General features: G+C 71.8%; 2 protein-coding genes. Both read left to right on the top strand.

Annotated elements, in window-relative coordinates; translation table 11 throughout:
- Positions 1 to 13 precede the first annotated feature (13 nt).
- Positions 14 to 13,153, top strand: a complete 13,140-nt coding sequence (locus tag I3V78_RS22760; RefSeq protein WP_204490556.1) for a type I polyketide synthase — start codon at positions 14 to 16, stop codon at positions 13,151 to 13,153.
- Positions 13,150 to 21,552, top strand: a complete 8,403-nt coding sequence (locus tag I3V78_RS22755) for a non-ribosomal peptide synthetase (RefSeq protein WP_204490555.1) — start codon at positions 13,150 to 13,152, stop codon at positions 21,550 to 21,552. The genes I3V78_RS22760 and I3V78_RS22755 overlap by 4 nt, the downstream gene beginning before the upstream one ends.
- Positions 21,553 to 21,554: the final 2 nt, after the last annotated feature.

The raw sequence follows: 21,554 nt of genomic DNA, 5'->3' as shown, positions 1-21,554 counted from the left end.
TGAAGTTTTTTACATGTCCATGTACGTTTCCGCGAAGACGCTGGTTGACCTCGCCCGCCGCCGTGCCGAGCAGGAGGCGGACAAACCCGCCTTCATCCTGCTGGGGGACGGAGAGCGCGAGAGCGAGCGACTGACCTTCGCGCAGTTGGATGCCAAGGCGCGCGCGATCGCCGCCCAGCTGCAGGCGTGGAACCTGGTGGGCCAGCGGGCGATGTTGATCTACCCCCACGGCCTGGATTTCCTCACGGCCTTCCTGGGCTGCTTCTACGCGGGCGTGGTGGCGGTGCCCACCTATCCGCCCAACCTGCGCAAGCGCCTGGGCTGGGGCAAGCTCGAGGCCATCATCTCCGACGCGGGGGCGTCCGTCGTCCTGTCCACCGCGGGGATGATGGGGCAGATGACGGAGCTGCTGGACTCGTCCGACGCCACCCGGTCGCTCAAGCGCCTGGCCACGGACGCGGTGGCGCCCGCGCTCGCCGGCGAGTGGAAGGAGTTCGTGCCCCGCGCCGAGGAGCTCGCCTTCCTGCAGTACTCCTCGGGCTCCACGGGTCGGCCCAAGGGCGTGATGCTCAGCCACGGCAACCTGCTCAACAACCAGCTCGTCTTCCAGTCCTTCTCCGAGGAGTGGCAGGAGGGCACGTACGTGAGCTGGCTGCCGCTCTACCACGACATGGGTCTGGGGCTGGCGCTGCAGACGGTGGCCCTGGGCTGCCTCAACGTGCTCATGTCGCCCACGGCCTTCGTGCAGAAGCCGCGGCGCTGGCTCTGGGCCGTCTCCCGCTACCAGGCGCACATCAGCGGCGGTCCCAACTTCAGCTACGACCTGTGCGTGCGCGACATGAAGCCCGAGTACTACGAGGGGTTGGATCTCTCCTCGTGGACCACGGCGCTCAACGGCGCCGAGGTCATCAACACCCGGGTGATGCAGGACTTCACCCGGCTCTTCGAGCCGTACGGTTTCAACCCGCGCACCATGCGCCCCGGCTACGGTCTGGCCGAGGCCACGGTGGCCGTCACGGTGGGTGACAAGTTCACGCTGCCCACCGTCAAGCACCTGGACGCCAAGGCGCTCCAGGTCAACCGCGTGGAGGCGCTGGCCGAGCCCCGCACGGGCAGCCTGAGCCTGGTGGGCTGCGGCCATCCGCGCCTGGGCCACGAGGTGATCATCGTCAACCCGGAGACGCGCCACACGAGCGGCGCCGGGGACGTGGGCGAGGTGTGGATCCGGGGCGACAGCGTCGGCATGGGCTACTGGCAGAACCCCCAGGCCACCGAGGACATCTTCCGGGCGCACACCGCGGACACCGCCCAGGGCCCCTACCTGCGCACGGGCGACCTGGGCTTCATCGAGAACAACTCGCTCTTCCTCACGGGCCGGATGAAGGAGCTGGTCATCATCCGTGGCCGCAATCACTACCCGGAAGACATCGAGCGCACGGTGCTCGCGTGCCACCCGGGCCTGCGCTCGCAGGGCGGCGCCGCGTTCTCGGTGCTGATCGACGGCGAGGAGCGGCTGGTGGTGGTGCAGGAGCCGGAGCGCGCGGCCATCCCCTCCATCGACGCGCCGGCGCTGTTCGACGAGGTGCGCGCCGCCATCGCGGCCAACCACGAGCTGCAGCTGCACGCGCTGTTGCTCATCGAGCCGGGCAGCCTGCCCAAGACGTCGAGCGGGAAGATCCAGCGGCGCGCGAGCCAGCAGATGTTCGTGGAGGGCACTCACACCGTCCTGGCGCGCTGGGACGCGCCCGTGGAAGTGAAGGCCGAGGTGAAGGCCGAGGCGAAGGCGCCCGCGTCCGCCGGGGCGCCCGAGCTGCCGCTGCCGACGCGCGCGGCGCCCACCGCGCTGGTGCTGCGGCTGGCCACGCTCGTCGCCACGCGCCTGGGCCTGACGCTCGAGCAGTACGACGTGGACAAGTCCTTCAACCACTACGGCCTGGACTCCAAGGCGCTGGTCGAGCTGTCCGGCGTGATGGCCGAGGCCCTGGGCGTGCCGCTCGCGCCCACCGCCCTGTACGAGTACCCCTCGGTGGCGGCCCTGGCCCGCTTCCTGGGAGGAGCACCCGAGGGCAACGGTTTCGCCGCGTCGGCTGAATCGAGCCATGCCGAGCCCATCGCCCTCATCGGCATGGGGTGCCGGTTCCCCGGAGGCGCGCGGTCGCCCGAGGCCTTCTGGTCGCTGCTGCGCGGTGGGGTGGACGCCATCTCCGAGGTGCCCGCGGAGCGGTGGAACGCCGAGGCGCTGTACTCGCCCACGGCGGCGCCGGGCCGGGTGACCACGCGCTGGGGTGGTTTCGTCGCGGACGTGGACCGCTTCGACGCGGACTTCTTCGACATCTCGCCCCGGGAAGCCGCGGCCATGGATCCGCAGCAGCGCCTGCTCTTGGAAGTGAGCTGGGACGCGCTGGAGAACGCGGGCCAGGCGCCGGACGGACTCGCGGGCAGCCAGACGGGCGTGTTCGTGGGCATCAGCACCCAGGACTACGCGCGCCTGCAGGTGGGCCGCGTGGGGGCCACCAACGCCTTCGCGGGCACGGGCACCGCGCTGAGCATCGCCGCCAACCGCCTGTCCTACGCGTTGGACCTGCGCGGACCGAGCCTGGCGGTGGACACGGCGTGCTCCTCGTCGCTCGTGGCGCTGCACACGGCGTGTCTGAGCCTCAACCAGGGCGAGTGCGACCTGGCGCTCGCCGGAGGCGTCAACCTGCTGCTGTCGCCGGACCACACCATCACGTTCTCCCAGGCGGGGATGATGGCGTCGGATGGCCGGTGCAAGACGTTCGACGCCAGCGCGGACGGCTACGTGCGCAGCGAGGGCTGCGGCGTCGTGGTGCTCAAGCGCCTGTCGGATGCCCAGCGGGACGGCGACCGTATCTTCGCGGTGGTGCGGGGCTCGGCGGTCAACCAGGACGGCCACAGCAACGGCCTGACGGCGCCCAACGGCCTGGCGCAGGAGGCGGTCATCCGCCGCGCCCTGTCGGCCGCCGACGCGCGGCCCGAGGAGATCGACTACGTCGAGGCGCACGGCACGGGGACCTCGCTGGGCGATCCCATCGAGGTGGGCGCGCTCGCGCGCGTGTTCAACCGGGGCCGTGACGCGCGCCGGCCGCTCAAGCTGGGCTCGGCGAAGACGAACGTGGGCCACCTGGAGGCGGCCGCGGGCATCGTGGGCGTCATCAAGGTCGCCCTGTCGCTGCACCACCGGCAGCTGCCCGGCAGCCTGCACCTCAAGACGCCCAACCCGCACATCCCCTGGGAGAAGCTGGCCCTGGAGGTGCCCACCACGCACCAGGACTGGGCGGGAGACGTGGATCGCCGGCGGCTCGCGGGCGTGAGCTCCTTCGGCTTCGGTGGCACCAACGCCCACGTCGTGCTGGAGCAGGCCCCGCTCGAGGAGGAGCGGTCGGCCGCGCTCGAGCGGCCCCAGCACGTGCTGGCCCTGTCCGCCAAGACGCCCGAGGCGCTGCGCCGGCTGATGACGCGCTACGTGGAGGCGCTGGCCACCGTGGAGCCCGAGGCGCTCGCGCACCTGTGCTTCAGCACCCACACGGGTCGCGCGCAGCTGCCCTGCCGCGTGGCGGTGGTGAGCCAGGACGCCCAGGAGCTGCGGCGCAAGCTGGAGCAGGCCATCCAGGCGCCCCCACGCGCTCCGGTCCATGCGTCCGCGCGCGAGGTGGCGTTCCTCTTCACCGGCCAGGGCGCGCTGTACCCGGGCGTGGGCCGCGAGCTGTACAACACCCAGCCGCTGTTCCGGGATCTCATCGACCAGTGCAACCGGCTGCTGCGCCCCTGGCTGGAGCACTCGCTGGTGTCGCTGCTGTGGGGCGAGCACAGCGCGCTGCAGCAGGAGACGCGCTACACCCAGCCGGTGCTCTTCGCGCTGGAGTACGCGCTGGCGCGCCTGTGGATGTCGTGGGGCCTGTTCCCCGCGGCCCTCATGGGCCACAGCATCGGCGAGTACGCGGCGGCGTGCATCGCGGGCGTGTTCAGCCTGGAGGACGGTCTGCGGCTGACGGCCGCCCGCGGCAAGCTCATGGACGTGCTCACGCGGCGCGGCGCCATGGCGGTGCTGTTCGCGCCCCTCGAGGAGGTGCGCGCCGCGGTGGAGCCCCACGCGGAGCATGTCGCCGTCGCCGCGGAGAACGGTCCCGCCAACGTCGTCATCTCCGGCGAGGCCGAGGTGGTGAAACGGTTGGTGGAGGAGGCCCGGGCCCGGGGCACGCGGGGTCAGCTGTTGAAGGTGTCGCACGCGTTCCACTCGCCGCTCGTGCAGCCCATGCTGGCGGCGTACACGGAGGTGGCGAATAGCGTCCGCTTCCACGCGCCCGCGCTGCCGCTGATGTCGGGCGTGACGGGGCAGCGCGCGGGCCAGGAAGTGGCGGATCCGTCCTACTGGATCGAGCACACGCGCGGCATGGTGCGCTTCTCCGAGTCCACGCGCGCGCTGGTCGCGCTGCGGCCCGGCTTCTTCCTGGAGATCGGTCCGGGCTCGACGCTCGTGTCCATGGCCTGCGCCCAGGACGAGCGCATCAAGGGCCTGCCCTCGCTGGATCGCGACCGGGGCGACTGGGCCCGGCTGCTGACGACCGTGGGCAAGTTGTTCGAGGGTGGGGTGCGCATCGACTGGAAGGGCGTGGAGCGGGGCTTCGCGCGGCGGCACGTGGACGTGCCCGCCTATCCCTTCGAGCAGCGCCGGCACTGGTTCGAGGAGTCCCCGGCGCCGGTGCTGCCCGCGCCGTCCTCCGCGTCCTCCGTGGGCGCGCCGGCGTCCGTGGACGAGCTGCTGGTCGAGCAGACGTGGGAGCGCGTGGCGGAGACGGTGGACGCCCAGGGCGCGGCGGAGGGCGTGTGGCTCGTGCTGGGCGGACAGTCGCTCGGCGAGTCCCTGGCGGCCCGCATCACCGCGCGGGGCGGACGGAGCGTGCGCGTCGAGGCGGGCGTCGTCTTCCAGCGCGGCGAGGGCACGTGGACCGTCGAGCCCTCGCGGCACGAGGACTTCACGCGCCTGCTCGCGGAGGTGGACGCGCCGGTGCGCGGCATCGTGCACCTGTGGAGCCTGGAGTCCGGCGCCGCCGAGGTGTCGGACCTGGGCCGCATGCCGTCGCTGGGCCTGCTGTCGCTGGTGCAGGCGCTCGCGCGGCGCGGCGCGGCGGGTGGCTCGCCCAAGGTGTGGGCGGTGACGCGGGCGGCGGTGCCCGCGGGCGCCGTGCCGGTGCCCCCCGCGCTGGAGCAGGCCGCCATCTGGGGCCTGGGCAAGGTCGTGGCGCTCGAGCACCCGGAGCTGTGGGGCGGGCTGGTGGATCTCCCCGAGCGGGTGGAGGCGGGCGAGGCCTCGCGGCTGCTGGGCGAGCTGCTCCACGCGACGGCGGAGCAGCAGGTGGCGCTGCGGCGCGAGGGCCGCTACGTGGCGCGGCTCATCCCCGCCAGCACCCACGCGAGCCGGCCGCTGTCGATCCGGGGCGACGCCACCTACCTGGTGACGGGCGGACTGGGCGCGCTGGGCCTGCGCACCGCGCGCTGGCTCGTGTCCCGGGGCGCGCGTCACCTGGTGCTCGTGGGCCGGTCCGCGCGGGAGGCCGCGGTCCGCAATGACCTCGAGGCCTTGATGCGCGCGGGGGCGACCCTGCGGGTGATGCGCGCGGACATGGCCCGGACGGACGAGGTGGCGCGGGTGCTGCGGGAGATCCGCGAGTCCCTGCCGCCCCTCAAGGGCATCTTCCACGCCGCGGGCGTGTCGGGTGGACGGCGCGCGCTCAAGGAGCTGCGGGCCGAGGACCTGGACGCGGTGTTCGGCGCCAAGGTGTTCGGCGCCTGGGCGCTGCACGAGGCCACGCGAGAGGAGTCCCTGGACTTCTTCGTCGGCTACTCGTCGATCGCCTCGGTGTGGGGCTCCTCGGGTCAGGCGCACTACGCCGCGGGCAACCACTTCCTGGACATGCTGGCGCACCACCGCCGGCTGCGCGGCCTGCCCGCGCTGACGATCAACTGGGGCCCCTGGGCCGAGTCGGGCATGGGCTCGGCCGCGGAGCTCGAGGCCTGGCTGGCGCCGCTGGGCATCCAGGCGCTCGCGCCCGCCTCGGGGCTCGCCGCCCTGGAGCGGCTGCTCTCCACGGATGGGGTGCAGGCCACCGTGGCGCGGGTGAATTGGAGCGTTTTCAAGGACGTCTACGAGGTCCGGGGCCGCCGTCCGCTGCTCGAGCGGCTGGTGCCCGAGACCGAGGCCGTGTCCACGCCGGTCCCCGAGACCGAGGCGGCGGGTGAGCCGTCGCGGGGCACGCCCGTCACGTTGGAGGACCTGGTCGGTCAGATCCAGCGCGTGGTGGGTCAGGTGCTCGGCTTCGAGCCGTCGCAGCTGCCCGAGCGGGACCGGGGCCTCACCACCCTGGGGATGAACTCCCTCATGGCGGTGGAGATCAAGACGGCGCTCCAGGCACTCGTGGGCCGCTCGCTGCCGGCGACGATCGCGTTCGACTACCCGACGATCGACGCCCTGGCCGCGCACCTGCTGGGGCTCGCCGCCCCCGTGGCCGCGCTCGCTCCGACCGTGGCGCCCTCGCGCGCCGAGGCCGTCGCCATCGTCGGCATCGGCTGCCGCTTCCCCGGCGGCGCGGACGGCCCGGAGGCCTTCTGGTCGCTGCTCCAGCGCGGCGTGGACGCCATCTCCGACGTGCCGTCGGAGCGCTGGGACGTGGCCACCTACCTCGACGCGAATCCCGACGCGCCGGGCAAGACGTACACGCTGAGCGCGGGCCTGCTGCGGCAGGTGGATCAGTTCGACGCCACCTTCTTCGGCATCTCGCCGCGCGAGGCCGAGGCGATGGATCCGCAGCAGCGCCTGGCGCTGGAGCTGAGCTGGGCGGCGGTCGAGTCCGCGGGCTATTCGCCGGCGGCGCTGGCGGGCACCCAGACGGGCGTCTTCCTCGGCGTGGGCGCCAACGAGTACGGCCGCATCTGCGAGGCGGCCGGTGACGCCATCGACGTGGCGTACACCTCCACGGGCAACGCCCTCAACGCCATCCCCGGTCGGGTGGCGTACACGCTCGGCCTGCAGGGCCCGAGCATGGCGATCGACACCGCGTGCTCCTCGTCCATGGTGGCCGTCCACCTGGCGTGCCAGAGCCTGCTGCGCGGCGAGTGCGACACGGCGCTGGCCGGTGGTGTGAACCTGCTCCTGGCCGCCGAGTCCTTCGTGGCGCTGTCCAAGGGCAAGATGCTCGCGCCCCGGGGCCGCTGCCGCACCTTCGACGCCGAGGCCGAGGGCTACGTGCGCGCGGAGGGCGGCGGTGTGCTCGTGCTCAAGCGCCTGTCCGAGGCCGAGGCGGCGGGGGATGCCATCGTCGCGGTCATCCGCGGCTCGGCCATCAACCAGGACGGCCGCAGCAGTGGCCTCACGGTGCCGCGCGGACCCGCGCAGCAGGCCGTCATCACCTCGGCGCTCAACGCGGCGGGCGTCACCCCGGACGCGGTGCGGCTGGTGGAGGCGCACGGCACGGGCACGTCGCTGGGCGATCCCATCGAGTTGCACGCGCTGGATGCCGTCTACGGCGCCGGGCGCGCGGCGGAGCGGCCGCTCGTCGTGGGCTCGGTGAAGACGAACATCGGTCACACCGAGGCGGCCTCCGGCGTGGCGAGCCTCATCAAGCTCGCGCTGGCGCTGCACCACGGGGAGATTCCCCCGCACCTGCACTTCCAGCGGCTCAACCCCCACATCCACGTGGACGCGAGCCACATCCAGATCCCCACCGAGCGCCTGGCGTGGCCGGCGGGGCAGGGTCGGCGTCTGGCCGCCGCGAGCGCGTTCGGCTTCAGCGGCACCAACGCCCACATCATCCTCGAGGAGGCGCCCGTCCGGGCCGAGAAGCGGGTGGAGCGGCGGGCGGCGGCCCAGGTGCTGACGCTCTCCGGTCGCTCGGAGGAGGCGGTGAAGGCGGCGGCGCGGGACTACGCGCGGCTGCTCGCCTCGGACGCGGCCCCGGCGCTGGAGGACGTCTGCCACACCACCCAGGTCGGGCGCGCGCACTTCAAGCACCGCCTGGCCGTGGCGGCCGAGGATCGCGCGGGCATGGTCGCCCGGCTCCAGGCCGTGGTGGACGGCGGCGAGGAGCAGGCGCACACGGCCCGGGGCGAGGCGAAGGCCACCCCGGACAAGGTGGCGTTCCTGTTCACGGGCCAGGGCTCGCAGTACGTGGGCATGGCGCGCGAGCTGTTCGAGACCGAGCCGGTGTTCGCGCGCACCCTGTCGCGGTGCGATGCGCTGCTCCAGCCCGTGCTGGGCCACTCGCTGCCGTCGCTCCTGTGGGGCGAGGCCAGCGCGCACCTGAACGACACGCGCTTCACCCAGCCGGTGATGTTCGCGATGCAGTACGCGCTCGCGGCGCTCTGGGCCTCGTGGGGCGTCACGCCCTCGGTGGTGATGGGCCACAGCGCGGGCGAGTTCGTCGCGGCCTGCGTGGCGGGCGTGTTCAGCCTGGAGGACGGCCTCAAGCTCATCGAGGCCCGCGGCCGGCTCATGGCCGGGGTGCCCGAGGGCGGCGAGATGGTGGCCGTCATGGCGGAGGAGCACCAGGTGAAGGACGTGCTCGCGCCGTACGCGGCGGAGCTGGCCATCGCCGGGTACAACGGCCCGGCGCAGCTCGTGCTGTCCGGCGCGACCCCCGCCATGCGCGCGGTGTGCGAGCAGCTGGAGCGCTCGGGCATCGAGACGCGCAAGCTGCCCATCTCCTTCGCCTCGCACTCGCCGCTGATGGAGCCGCTGCTCGCGCGCTTCGCGGAGGTGACGGCCACGGTGCGCTACACGGCGCCCCGGCTGCCCGTCGTCTCCAACGTGACGGGGGAGCTGGCGGGCGAGGAGATCGCCACGGCGGACTACTGGGTGCGCCACATCCGCGCGGCGGTGCGCTTCCAGCAGAGCATCGAGGCCGCGTGGGCGCACGGGTGCCGGATCTTCCTGGAGCTCGGTCCCCAGCACACGCTGGTGGCGCTCGGCCAGAAGTGCGCGCCGGAGGGGCAGGGCACGTGGCTCGCCTCGCTGCGCAAGAACGTGAAGGATGGCACGCAGCTCATGACGGCGCTGGCGCACCTGTACGTCCAGGGCCAGGAGCTGTCGTGGAGCGCGCTGCACGCGGGGACGGGGGCGCGCCGGGTGTCGGTGCCCACCTATCCCTTCCAGCGCAAGCGCTACTGGGCCGAGGCCCGGGGCTCGCGCCGCGCCTCGCTCGTGCCCACGCGCTCGCAGCAGTCCCTGGGCGCGCCGTACCCGGGCCGCCGCCTGCGGCTGCCCATGACCAAGGACTTGCGCTTCGAGATCGAGCTGTCCGCGCACTCGCCCACCTTCCTGGATGATCACCGCATCCACGGCACGGTGGTGGTGCCGGGCGCCTCGCACGTGTCCATGCTCCTGTCGGCGCTGGCCACGGTGCGCGACCCGCGCCTCGGGGTGAACTCCGTGCAGGACGTGACGTTCCTGCAGGCGCTGGTGCTGCCGGATCCGCAGCGGCGCACGGTGCAGCTGAGCATGGAGCGGGCGTCCAAGGACGGCTTCCACTTCCAGATCGGCAGCTTCCTGGGCGAGGGCGACGAGCCGGCCTGGGTCGTCCACGCCACGGGCCGCGCCCAGACGCAGACGCGTGCTCCGGCCGCGCTCGAGGCGCCCGACATCGTGGCCCTGCGCGCCGCGGCGACCAGCGGCTTCACGGGCGAGTCGTTCTACGCGGACTTCTGGGACATGGGCTACACGCTGGGCGCGTCGTTCCGGTGGATCGGCGAGGCGTGGCTCTCGGAGGGTGAGGTGCTCTGCGCCTTGACCCAGCCGGTGTCCAACGCGGAGGCCGAGCTGTACCAGCTGCACCCGGGCCTCATCGACTCGTGCTTCCAGCTCGTGGGCTGCGTGGCGGGCTCGCCCACCGCGCTCAAGAGCAAGGACGAGCTGTTCGTGCCCTTCCACATCGACGGCTTCCACTTCCACGGGCGGCCCAAGCCGGGCGCGCGGTTGTGGTGCCACGTGAAGCGCCGGGGCGAGTACGTGCCGGCCTCCAACAGCCTCACCGGCGACATCGTCATCTTCGACGAGGAGGGCCACCTGCTCGCCTCCGTCGAGGGCTTCCAGGTGCGGCGCACCCACCGGGACGTGTTCCTGCGGGTGCACCAGGACGCCTACCGCGACTGGCTCTACGCGCTGGAGTGGAAGCCCCAGGCGCCCGTGGGCGGCCTGCGGGTGGACTACCTGCCCGGCGCCGAGTCGCTGCGCGAGGGCCTGGTGCCGTACGCCCAGGAGCTGGCGCGCACGTTGGATCTCGACGGCTACACGGCGGTGCTCGGTGAGCTGGAGACGCTGAGCCTGTCCTACGTGCGCCAGGGCCTCGCCCGACTGGGCGTCGTCCTGGAGAAGGGCCAGACGTTCACCACCGCGTCGTTGATGGCGCGGGCGGGGGTCGTGGCCCGGCACCAGCGCATGTTCCACCGCGTCCTGGAGATGCTCGCCGAGGCGGGCGAGCTGCGGCGGGACGGGGAGGGGTGGACGGTGGTGGGCGCGGCGGGGGAGAGCGGCGCCTCGGCCGCCTCGCTCCTCGCGCGTCACCCCGCGCAGAAGGCGGAGCTGAACTTCCTCGAGCAGTGCGCCAGCCAGCTCGCGCCCGTGCTGCGCGGCGAGGTGGACCCGGTGCAGGTGCTCTTCCCGGGCGGTGACTTGAGCGCGGCCTCGGCCCTGTACTCGCAGTCGGTGGGGACGCGGGCGCTCAACCTGCTGGTGGAGAAGACGCTCGCCCTGGCCCTGGAGAAGCTGCCCGCGGGTCGGCCCCTGCGCATCCTCGAGGTGGGCGCGGGCACCGGTGGCACCACGGCGCGCATCCTGCCGCTCTTGTCCACGCTGAAGCTGGAGTACGTGTACACGGACATCTCGCCGCTCTTCACCGAGAAGGCGCGCGAGACGTTCCAGGCCTACCCGTTCGTGCGCTACGAGGTGCTGGACATCGAGCGCTCGCCGGTGGAGCAGGGCTTCGACGCCCACCGGTACGACATCGTGGTGGCCGCCAACGTGCTGCACACCACGCGGGACATGCACCAGACGCTGCGGCACGTGCACGAGCTGATGGCGCCGGGTGGCCTGCTGGTCATGGTGGAGGGCACCGAGCGCCAGCGCTGGCTGGATCTCATCTTCGGGCTCACCGATGGCTGGTGGCGCTTCGAGGACGTGGCGCTGCGGCCCGCCTACCCGCTGCTGTCTGGTGAGAGCTGGAAGCGCGTGCTGACGGAGACGGGCTTCACGGGCGCCGAGGTGCTCGTGCCCGGACGCGACATGCCCCAGGGCGTGCTCTTCGCCCGGGCCGCGGAGACCGCGGAAGAGACGCCCGCGCGGGCCGGACAGTGGCTCGTGCTGGCGGATGAAGGGGACACGGGCGAGCGGCTGGGTGAGCTGCTCGTCTCCGGTGGCGCGCGGAGTGTGCTGGCCCGGGTGGGCGAGCGCTACGAGCGGCACGCGGACGGCTCCTTCACGCTGCGCCCCACGCGGGCCGAGGACTTCCAGCGCATGCTGGAGGACCTGCGGGTCCACGAGGAGCCGCTGCACGGCGTCGTGCACCTGTGGAGCCTGAACGCGTCGCCCACCGAGGACTCGCTGCCGCTCGGCGAGCTGGCGGACGCCGCGACCCTGGGCTGCCAGAGCACGCTGCACCTGGTGCAATCGCTGGTGAAGGCGCAGGGCGCACGGCCGCCGTCGCTCTGGTTGGTGACGCAGGGGGCCCAGGCCCTCGAGCCCACCGCGCCCCTGCCGGGCCTCGTGCAGTCCTCGCTGTGGGGACTGGGCCGGGTCATCGCCCTGGAGCACCCGGAGCTCAACTGCGTGCGTGTGGATCTGCATCCCACGCGGCCCGACGCCGAGGCCCTGTACCGGGAGCTGCACGCCTCGCGGCGGGAGGATCAGGTCCTCCTGCACGGCGCGGCGCGGCACGTCGCCCGGCTCGCGCCCCTGCGCGACGAGGCCCCCACCAAGGTGACGTTCCACCCGGAGGCCACCTATCTGCTCACGGGTGGCACCGGCGGTCTGGGTCTGCTCACCGCGCAGTGGATGGTGCGTGAGGGCGCGCGGCACCTGGTGCTGCTCGGCCGCACGGACGCCGAGGCCCGCACCCGGACCGAGCGCGAGGAGTTGGAGCGCCTCGGCGCCGAGGTGGTCCTCGTCCAGGCGGACGTGGCCGACCTCCGCCAGATGGAGCGCGTGCTGGAGCGGATCGACCGCACCCTGCCGCCCCTGCGCGGCATCATCCACGGGGTGGGCGTGTTGGATGACGGCATCCTCGCGCACCAGACGTGGGAGCGCTTCGCCCGGGTGCTGTCGCCCAAGGTCGACGGCGCGTGGAACCTCCACACGCTCACGGCCCACCGGGAGCTGGACTTCTTCGTCCTCTACTCCTCGGCGGTGTCCCTCATGGGCTCGCCGGGACAGGCCAACCACGCCGCCGCCAATGCCTTCCTGGATGGGCTCGCCAGCTACCGCCGCGCGCAGGGCAAGCCCGCGCTGAGCATCAACTGGGGTCCCTGGTCCGGCAAGGGCGCCGCGTCGGGCAAGGAGCTCGGTGACCGCTGGGCCTTGAAGGGCATCGGCACCATCGCGCCCACGCAGGGCATCGAAATCCTCGAGCAGCTCTTCCTCGGTGCCACGCACCAGGTGGGCGTGCTTCCCGTGCACTGGCCCGCGTTCCTGAGCCAGTTCCCCGAGGAGCAGGCCCCGCGGTTCCTCGAGGACGTCACCCAGGCCCTCGCGCCTCGGGAGGTGGAGCCGGTGCGCGAGGCGCCGCGCACGCCCCAGGCGCCCGCCAACGATCTGCGGCGTCAGCTGGAGCAGGCCGCGCCCGCGCAGCGCCAGCCGCTGCTGGTGACGTACATCCGCGAGTCCATGGCGCGCTCGCTCAAGCTGGCGGCGGCGGAGCTCGATGTCGAGCAGCCGCTCAACACCCTGGGCGTCGACTCGCTGCTCGCGGTGGAGTTCAAGAAGCGCATCCGGACCGACCTGGACATCGACGTCCCGGTGGTCAGCATGTTGGAAGGTCTGAGCATCGACCAGTTGGCGTCTCGCATCTCGGGAGCGGGGCCGTCGTCGGCGCCCGTCCCCGTCGCGGTGGCGGCGGAGCAGGTGCAGGACGTGATCGAGGGTGAGATATGAGTGTCGAGCTGTACGTCTCGGAGTTGGAGTCGCGGGGCATCGAGCTGTGGGTGGAGGCGGAGCGCCTGCGCTACCGTGCCGCCAAGGAGCAGGTGACCCCCGCGTTCCTCGCCGAGCTCAAGGCGCGCAAGGACGAGCTGCTGCCCTTCCTGCGCGCCCGCGCCGAGCTGCCCCGCAGCCACCCGGTCTCCCACGGGCAGCAGTCGCTGTGGATGCTCTACCAGCTGGCCCCCAAGAGCGCGGCGTACAACATCGTGTACGCGGCGCGGCTGTTCCCCTCGCTGGACGTGGAGGCGCTGCGGCGCGCGGCGGGTCTGCTCGTCGAGCGGCATGCGATCCTCCGCACCACGTACAGCTTCAGCGAAGGCAAGCTCGCCCAGCAGGTGCACCCGCGCGGTGAGCTGCGGCTCGAGGTCGTGGACACCTCGGGCCAGGACGCGCGGGCCGTCCAGGCGCTGATCGATCAGGAGTCGGATCGTCCCTTCGACCTGCGCGAGGGGCCGGTGCTGCGGCTCACGCTGCTCACGCGCCAGGACGCGGGCGCCACGGGCCCGACGCTGCTGTTGACGGTGCACCACATCGCGGCGGACTTCTGGTCGCTGGAGCTGTTGGTGAAGGACCTGAGCGCGCTGTACGAGTCGGCGCGCGCGGGCACGGCGCCCACGCTGGCCCCGGTGCGCGTGCGCTTCCCGGACTACGTGCGCTGGGAGTCCGAGCGCCTGTCCGGCGCACGCGGCGAGGCCCTGCGCACGTATTGGACGCAGCAGCTGCGGGGCGCCACCACGGTGCTCGAGCTGCCGACGGATCGGCCGCGTCCGCCGCTCCAGCGCTTCGACGGCGCGCGCTACTCCCTGACGCTCGATGCCACGCTGACGCGGCGGCTGCGCGAGCAGGCCAAGGCCCTCGCGGCCACGCCCTACGTGCTGCTGCTGAGCGCCTTCCAGGTGCTCCTGTCGCGCTACTCGGGCCAGGACGAGGTGATCATCGGCACGCCCACCGCCGGCCGGGACATGGCGGACTCGGAAGGCGTGGTGGGCAACTTCATCAACCCGGTGGCGATCCGGGGAGATGTCTCGGGGGATCCGAGCTTCAAGCAGCTCGTGGGCCGCGTGCGGGGCACCGTCCTGCGGGCGCTCGAGCACGCGGACTACCCGCTGTCGCTGCTGGTGAAGGAGCTGGCGCTGCCGCGTGACGCGAGCCGCTCGGCCCTGTACCAGGTGATGTACACGTGGCATCAGCAGCACCAGCGGGACGGGCAGGGCGCGCTGAGCGGCCAGGGCCTGGTGGCTGAGCTGCTGGACGGCACCATGCAGCGCGGCGCCTCGCAGGAACTGCTGCTGGCGGTGCACGACGCCCCGGAGCGGCTCGTCTGCAACTGGACCTACAGCGTCGACCTGTTCGAGCGCGAGACGGTGGAGCGCATGGGCGCGCACCTCCAGGGTCTGCTCGAGCGCATCGTGTCGGACGTGGACGTTCCGCTGTCGCGCCTGGAGTTCCTGCCGGAGGCGGAGCGGGCGCGGCTGGTGCGCGGCTGGAACCAGACGGACGTGGCGTACGAGGGGCCGGAGACGCTGCACGCCTGGATTGAGCGGCAGGTGGAGCGCACGCCCGGGGCGATGGCGGTGGAGTTCGAGGGCGAGCGGCTGACGTATGCCGAGCTCAACGCACGGGCCAACCAGTTGGCGCACCACCTGAAGCGGTTGGGCGTGGGCCGGGGCCAGCGGGTGGGCCTGTGCCTGGAGCGCTCGGTGGAGATGGTGGTGGGCCTGGTGGGGGTGCTCAAGGCGGGCGCGGCCTATGTGCCCATGGACCCGGGCTACCCGAGCGAGCGCCTGGCGTACATGGTGGGCGACGCGCGGGTGCCGGTGCTGCTCACCCAGCAGCGCTGCCTGTCCCTACTGCCCGCGCACGAGGCGCGCACGGTGGTGCTCGACAGCGGCTGGGCCGAGGTGGCGCGCGAGCCGGAGCACAATCCGGCCAGTGAGGTGGGCGGGGCGGACCTGGCGTATGTCATCTACACCTCGGGCTCGACGGGCAAGCCCAAGGGGGCGATGAACACGCACGAGGCCATCCGCAACCGGCTGTTGTGGATGCAGGCGGAGTACGGGCTGAGCGGGGCGGACCGGGTGTTGCAGAAGACGCCCTTCAGCTTCGACGTGTCGGTGTGGGAGTTCTTCTGGCCGCTGATGATGGGGGCGGGCCTGGTGGTGGCGAAGCCCGAGGGACACCGGGATGCGCGCTACCTGGCGGAGCTGATTGACGCGAGCGGGGTGAGCACGCTGCACTTCGTGCCGTCCATGCTGCAGGTGTTCCTGGACGAGCCGAGGGGCACGGGGCTCGCGAGCCTGCGGCAGGTGTTCTGCAGTGGTGAGGCGCTGCCCAAGGCCCTGCGCGACCGGTTCCTGGAGCGCTACCCGGGCAAGGCGTTGCACAACCTGTACGGCCCGACGGAAGCCGCGGTGGACGTGAGCTACTGGGACTGCCGCCAGGAGAGCGGGTACGAGGGCGTGCCCATCGGCAAGCCGGTGGCCAACACCCAGCTGTACGTGCTGGACAAGCACCTGCGGCCGGTGCCGGTGGGCGTGGCGGGCGAGCTGTTCATCGGCGGGGTGCAGCTGGCGCGCGGCTACCTGGAGCGGCCGGAGCTGACGGCCGAGCGCTTCATCCCGGACCCGCACAGCCCCGTTCCCGGTGCGCGCCTGTACCGCACGGGGGACCTGACGCGACGGCTGCCCGACGGCAACATCGACTACCTGGGCCGCATCGACCACCAGGTGAAGATCCGTGGCCTGCGCATTGAGCTGGGCGAGGTCGAGGCCACGCTCGCGTCGCATCCCGCCGTGCGCGAGACGGTGGTGGTGGCCCAGAAGCAGGGCTCGGGCAGCACCCAGCTCGTGGGCTACTACGTCGTGAAGTCCGGGGCACAGGTGAGCGATGCCGAGCTCCGGGCGTACCTGGGCAGTCGGCTGCCCGACTACATGGTGCCGCCGCACCTCGTGGTGATGGACGCCTTCCCGCTGTCGCCCAACGGCAAGGTGGAGCGCAAGCTGCTGCCCGCGGTGGGCGCGCATCTGGAGAGCAGCTACACGCCGCCCACCACCGAGCTCGAGCAGCTGCTCGTGGGTGTCTGGCGGGACGTGCTCAAGCGCGAGCAGGTGGGCATCCACGACAACTTCTTCCAGCTCGGAGGTGACTCCATCCTGAGCATCCGGATCGTCGCGCAGGCCGCGAGCCACGGCCTCTCGTTCTCGATCCAGGAGCTGTTCCAGTACCAGACCGTCAGCCAGCTCGCGGCGTTCGTCTCGGGAGGCCGGGCGGACACCGAGGCCCGCGCGAGTGCCGTGCGCTTCGGACTGCTCTCCGCGGAGGAGCGCGGCGCGCTGCCGGCCGATGTCACGGACGCCTACCCGTTGACGGCGCTCCAGGCGGGCATGCTGTTCCACTCGCAGCTGGACGCCGGAAGCTCCGTCTACCACGACGTGTTCAGCTTCCACCTGAGGGCCCGGCTGGACGTGGCGTTGATGGAGCGCGCCCTGGTGTCGCTGATGGCGAGCCACGAGGTGCTCCGCACGTCCTTCCTCCTGCGTGACGAGGCCCGGCCGCTCCAGCTCGTGCACCGCGAGGCCCCGACGCCGCTGGCGGTGGAGGACGTGAGCGGCCTGTCCACCGAGGCCCAGGAGACGCGCATCAAGCAGTGGTGCGCCGAGGAGCGGCACCGTCCGTTCGCCTGGGCGCGGGCGCCGCTGTTCCGGGTGCAGCTGCACCTGCGCGACGCGGAGCATTTCCAGCTCACCCTGAGCTTCCACCACTCCATCCTGGACGGGTGGAGCGTGGCGGTGCTCCTGTCGTCGCTGCTGACGGGCTACCACCGGCTGTTGGCCGGCCAGTCCGAGAGTCTGAGCGCGCCGGTGTCCCGGTTCCACGACTTCGTGGCGCTCGAGGAGCAGGAGATCGCCTCGGAGGCCAATCCGCGCTTCTGGCGCGAGGAGCTGAAGGGCGCGGTGGCGACGCAGCTGCCCCGGCTCCCGTTCGCCTCGACGCGCGCCAAGGGTCAGGAGCTGGGCTTCCACGAGGTGCCCCTGCCGGCGCGGCTGTCCGCCCGGCTGACCGAGCTGGCGCGCGAGACGCGGGTCTCGGTGAAGAGCGTGCTGCTCGCGGCCCACCTGAACGTGCTGGGTGTCGTGACGGGCCAGGACGATCTGGTGACCGGTGTCATCTCCAGCGGCCGTCTGGAGGAGGGCGATGGCGAGCGCGCGCTCGGCCTGTTCCTCAACACCTTGCCCTTCCGCCTGCGGCGAGGGGAGGGGACCTGGTCGCAGCTCATCCAGCGCACGTCCCAGAAGGAGCACGCGCTGGTGCCGCACCGGCGCTTCCCGCTGTTCGAGATCCAGCGGCTGCATGACCGGCAGCTCTTCTTCGAGACGGCCTTCAACTTCACCAACTTCCACGTCTTCCAGGACATGTTGACGCTGGAAGGGCTGAAGGTGGTGGCCGCGGACATCTTCGAGCAGACGAACCTGTCCTTCGTGGCCAGCTTCAGCCAGGACGTGCGCACGTCGACGCTGCGGTTGCAGCTGAACTTCGACAAGGCGCTCTATCCCGAGGCCCAGGTGGCGCAGCTCGCCACCTGTTATGCGCGGGTGCTCGAGGCGATGGCCTCCGAGCCCCAGCGGCGCTACGACACCTTCACCCTGTTGCCCGCCGATGAGCAGTCGCGGATCCTCCGGGGCTGGAACGAAACGGAAGTGGGGTACGAGGGGCCGGAGACGCTGCACGCCTGGATTGAACGGCAGGTGGAGCGCACGCCCGGGGCGATGGCGGTGGAGTTCGAGGGCGAGCGGCTGACGTACGCCGAGCTCAACGCGCGGGCCAACCAGCTGGCGCACCACCTGAAGCGGCTGGGCGTGGGCCGGGGCCAGCGGGTGGGCCTGTGCCTGGAGCGCTCGGTGGAGATGGTGGTGGGCCTGGTGGGGGTGCTCAAGGCGGGCGCGGCCTACGTGCCCATGGACCCGGGCTACCCAAGCGAGCGCCTGGCGTACATGGTGGGCGATGCGCGGGTGCCGGTGCTGCTCACCCAGCAGCGCTGCCTGTCGCTGCTGCCCGCGCACGAGGCGCGCACGGTGGTGCTCGACAGCGGCTGGAGCGAGGTGGCGCGTGAGCCCGAGCACAATCCCCAGAGCGAGGTGGGCGGGGCGGACCTGGCGTACGTCATCTACACCTCGGGCTCGACGGGTAAGCCCAAGGGGGCGATGAACACGCACGAGGCCATCCGCAACCGGCTGTTGTGGATGCAGGCGGAGTACGGGCTGAGCGGAGCGGACCGGGTGCTGCAGAAGACGCCCTTCAGCTTCGACGTGTCGGTGTGGGAGTTCTTCTGGCCGCTGATGATGGGGGCGGGCCTGGTGGTGGCGAAGCCCGAGGGACATCGGGACGCGCGCTACCTGGCGGAGCTGATTGACGCGAGCGGGGTGAGCACGCTGCACTTCGTGCCGTCCATGTTGCAGGTGTTCCTGGACGAGCCGAAGGGGACGGAGCTCGCGAGCCTGCGGCAGGTGTTCTGCAGTGGAGAGGCGCTGCCCAAGGCGCTGCGCGACCGGTTCCTGGAGCGCTACCCGGGCAAGGCGCTGCACAACCTGTACGGCCCGACGGAAGCCGCGGTGGACGTGAGCTACTGGGACTGCCGCCAGGAGAGCGGGTACGAGGGCGTGCCCATCGGCAAGCCGGTGGCCAACACCCAGCTGTACGTGCTGGACAAGCACCTGCGGCCGGTGCCAGTGGGCGTGGCGGGAGAGTTGTTCATCGGCGGCGTGCAGTTGGCGCGGGGCTACCTGGAGCGGCCGGAGCTGACGGCCGAGCGCTTCATCCCGGACCCGCACAGCCCCGTGCCCGGCGCGCGCCTGTACCGCACGGGTGACCTCGCCCGGCACCTGCTGGATGGCAACATCGACTACCTGGGCCGCATCGACCACCAGGTGAAGATCCGTGGCTTCCGGATCGAGCTGGGGGAGATCGAGGCGGCGCTCTCGGCGCATCCCGCCATCCGGGAGAGCGTGGTGCTCGACCAGACGGATCCCTCCGGGGACAAGCGGCTCGTGGCCTACGTCGTGCCGGATCAGGAGAAGGCGCTGCCCATCCGGCAGCGGCTGCGCCTGGAGCGCGAGGGCCTGGCCACCCGGAACGCATTCCACGATCTGCCCAACGGGATGACCGTCGCGCACCTCAACCGGGGCGAGACGGAATTCCTCTTCAAGGAGATCTTCGAGCAGCAGGGCTACCTCAAGCACGGCGTCACGCTGCGCGACGGCGACTGCATCTTCGACGTGGGGGCCAACATCGGCCTCGTGTCGCTGTACTTCGGCCTGTCGCGCAGGAACGTGTCCATCTACGCCTACGAGCCCATGCCCGAGGTGTACAAGGCGCTGTGTCTCAACGCGCGGCTCTATGACCTGGACGTGAAGGCCTTCAACCTGGGCCTGGCCGAGCGCGAGCGCGAGACGACGTTCACCTACTACCCGAACAACTCCATCATCTCCGGCCAGAGCTCCGACTCCGGCACCGAGCGTGAGGTGGTGAAGTCCTTCCTGCTCTTGCAGCAGAAGGCGGAGCTGGGCGAGTCCGAGGTGTCCACGTCGGCGGTGGACGAGCTGCTGCACGAGCGGCTCAAGAGCGAGCAGATCTCCGTGCGGCTGAGCTCCGTCTCGGACGAGATCCGCAAGCACGGCCTGAAGACGATCGATCTGCTCAAGGTGGACGTCGAGAAGAGCGAGATGGAAGTCCTCGCCGGCATCCGCGAGGAGGACTGGGCCATCATCAAGCAGGTCGTCATCGAGATCCACGACGTGGATGGCGCGCTGCACAAGGCCACGTCGCTGCTCGAGCGGCACGGCTTCTCGCTCACGGTCGAGCAGGACACCATGCTGCACGGCACGGAGCTCTACAACCTGTACGCCGTGCGGCGCGAGGCCCGCGCGGAGGGCCCCGCGGTGTCCGCCGAGCCCTCCCTGCGCCTGCCGATGTGGAGCAGCTCGGAGGGGCTGGTGCGCGAGCTGCGCGCGGCGCTCCAGGCGAAGCTGCCCGAGTACATGGTGCCCGCGTCCCTCGCGGTGATCGAGGCGCTGCCGCTCAGCCCCAACGGCAAGCTGGATCGCAAGGCGCTGCTGGCGCTCGAGGTGCGGCCCGCGCGCGAGCGGCGGGAGAAGGTCGCCCCGCGCAACGAGGTGGAGAGCCAGCTGGCGCGCATCTGGAACGACGTGCTGGGCCAGACGTCCATCGGCGTCCAGGACGACTTCTTCGAGCTGGGCGGGCACTCCATCCTGGCCATGCGGCTGGTGAACATGGTGAACCGCGCCTTCCAGCAGCGGCTGCCGGTGGGCGTGTTGTTCGAGTCGCGCACCATCGCGTCCCTGGCCGAGCACCTGGCCCGGGCCGCGGGCGGTGCCCTGGAGCACGCGAGCGCCTCGGGCGTGGTGGTGCTCAACAAGGGCAGGGCGTCCCAACCGCCCCTGTTCTTCGTGCACCCGGTGGGCGGCGCGGTGCTGTGCTATCGGCCGCTCGCCGAGGCGCTGGGCGAGGAGCAGCCCTTCTACGGCCTGCAGGCGGTGCCCGCCGGCGAGGACGCGGCGCCCCCGACGATCGAGGGGATGGCGGCGGCCTACGTGGAGGAGCTGCGCGGCCTTCAGCCCCGGGGGCCGTACCTGCTCGGCGGCTGGTCCCTGGGCGGCGTGGTGGCCTTCGAGATGGCGCGCCAGCTGCGCCTGCTTGGAGAGCAGGTGTCCCGGCTCTTCCTGGTGGAGGCGCACCTGCCGGGCCCGGGCAACGCGACGCTGATGCTGGACGAGCCCGCCTTGCCCCTGCTGACGCTCGCGCTGGATCTGGGCGTGTCCTGGGAGCGCATCGGCGCGCTGCGCGAGGCCCTGCACGCCGCGGGCGGCGTGGATCCCGCGGAGCTGCTACTGTCCTGGCTGCGCGCGGAGGGCCGGGTGGTGGGGGGCCTCACCGCGGCGGACCTCCGGCAACACCTCGTCACCATCGAGCGCAACCTGACGGCCTTCAAGGCATACACGCCCGGCGCGCTCGACGCTGAATGCACTGTCTTCAAGGCCGAGGAGCACCCGGTCGGCTCGGTGGTCGCGCCGGATCTCGGCTGGGGCCGGTGGACGCGCGGCACGGATGTGTATGACTTGAAGGGTGATCATTTCAGTACACTGCGACAGCCCTTCGTGGGTATGCTGGCGCTGCATGTGAAAGCGGAGATCGCGAAGGCCGTGGCGCGCAGTCCTCAACCGGACGACGTCCAAGGGCCCGACTCCCTCGCTTCGGAGCAGCCCGGAATGAGTGCGGCGAGCCTGGTGGGCTCGGCCGGGGATCGTCCGACGAACGTCTCGTTTGGAAAGGAATGACG

This window comes from Archangium primigenium (assembly GCF_016904885.1).
Classification (GTDB): domain Bacteria; phylum Myxococcota; class Myxococcia; order Myxococcales; family Myxococcaceae; genus Cystobacter; species Cystobacter primigenius.
This window is presented reverse-complemented; position numbering and strand designations above follow the sequence as displayed.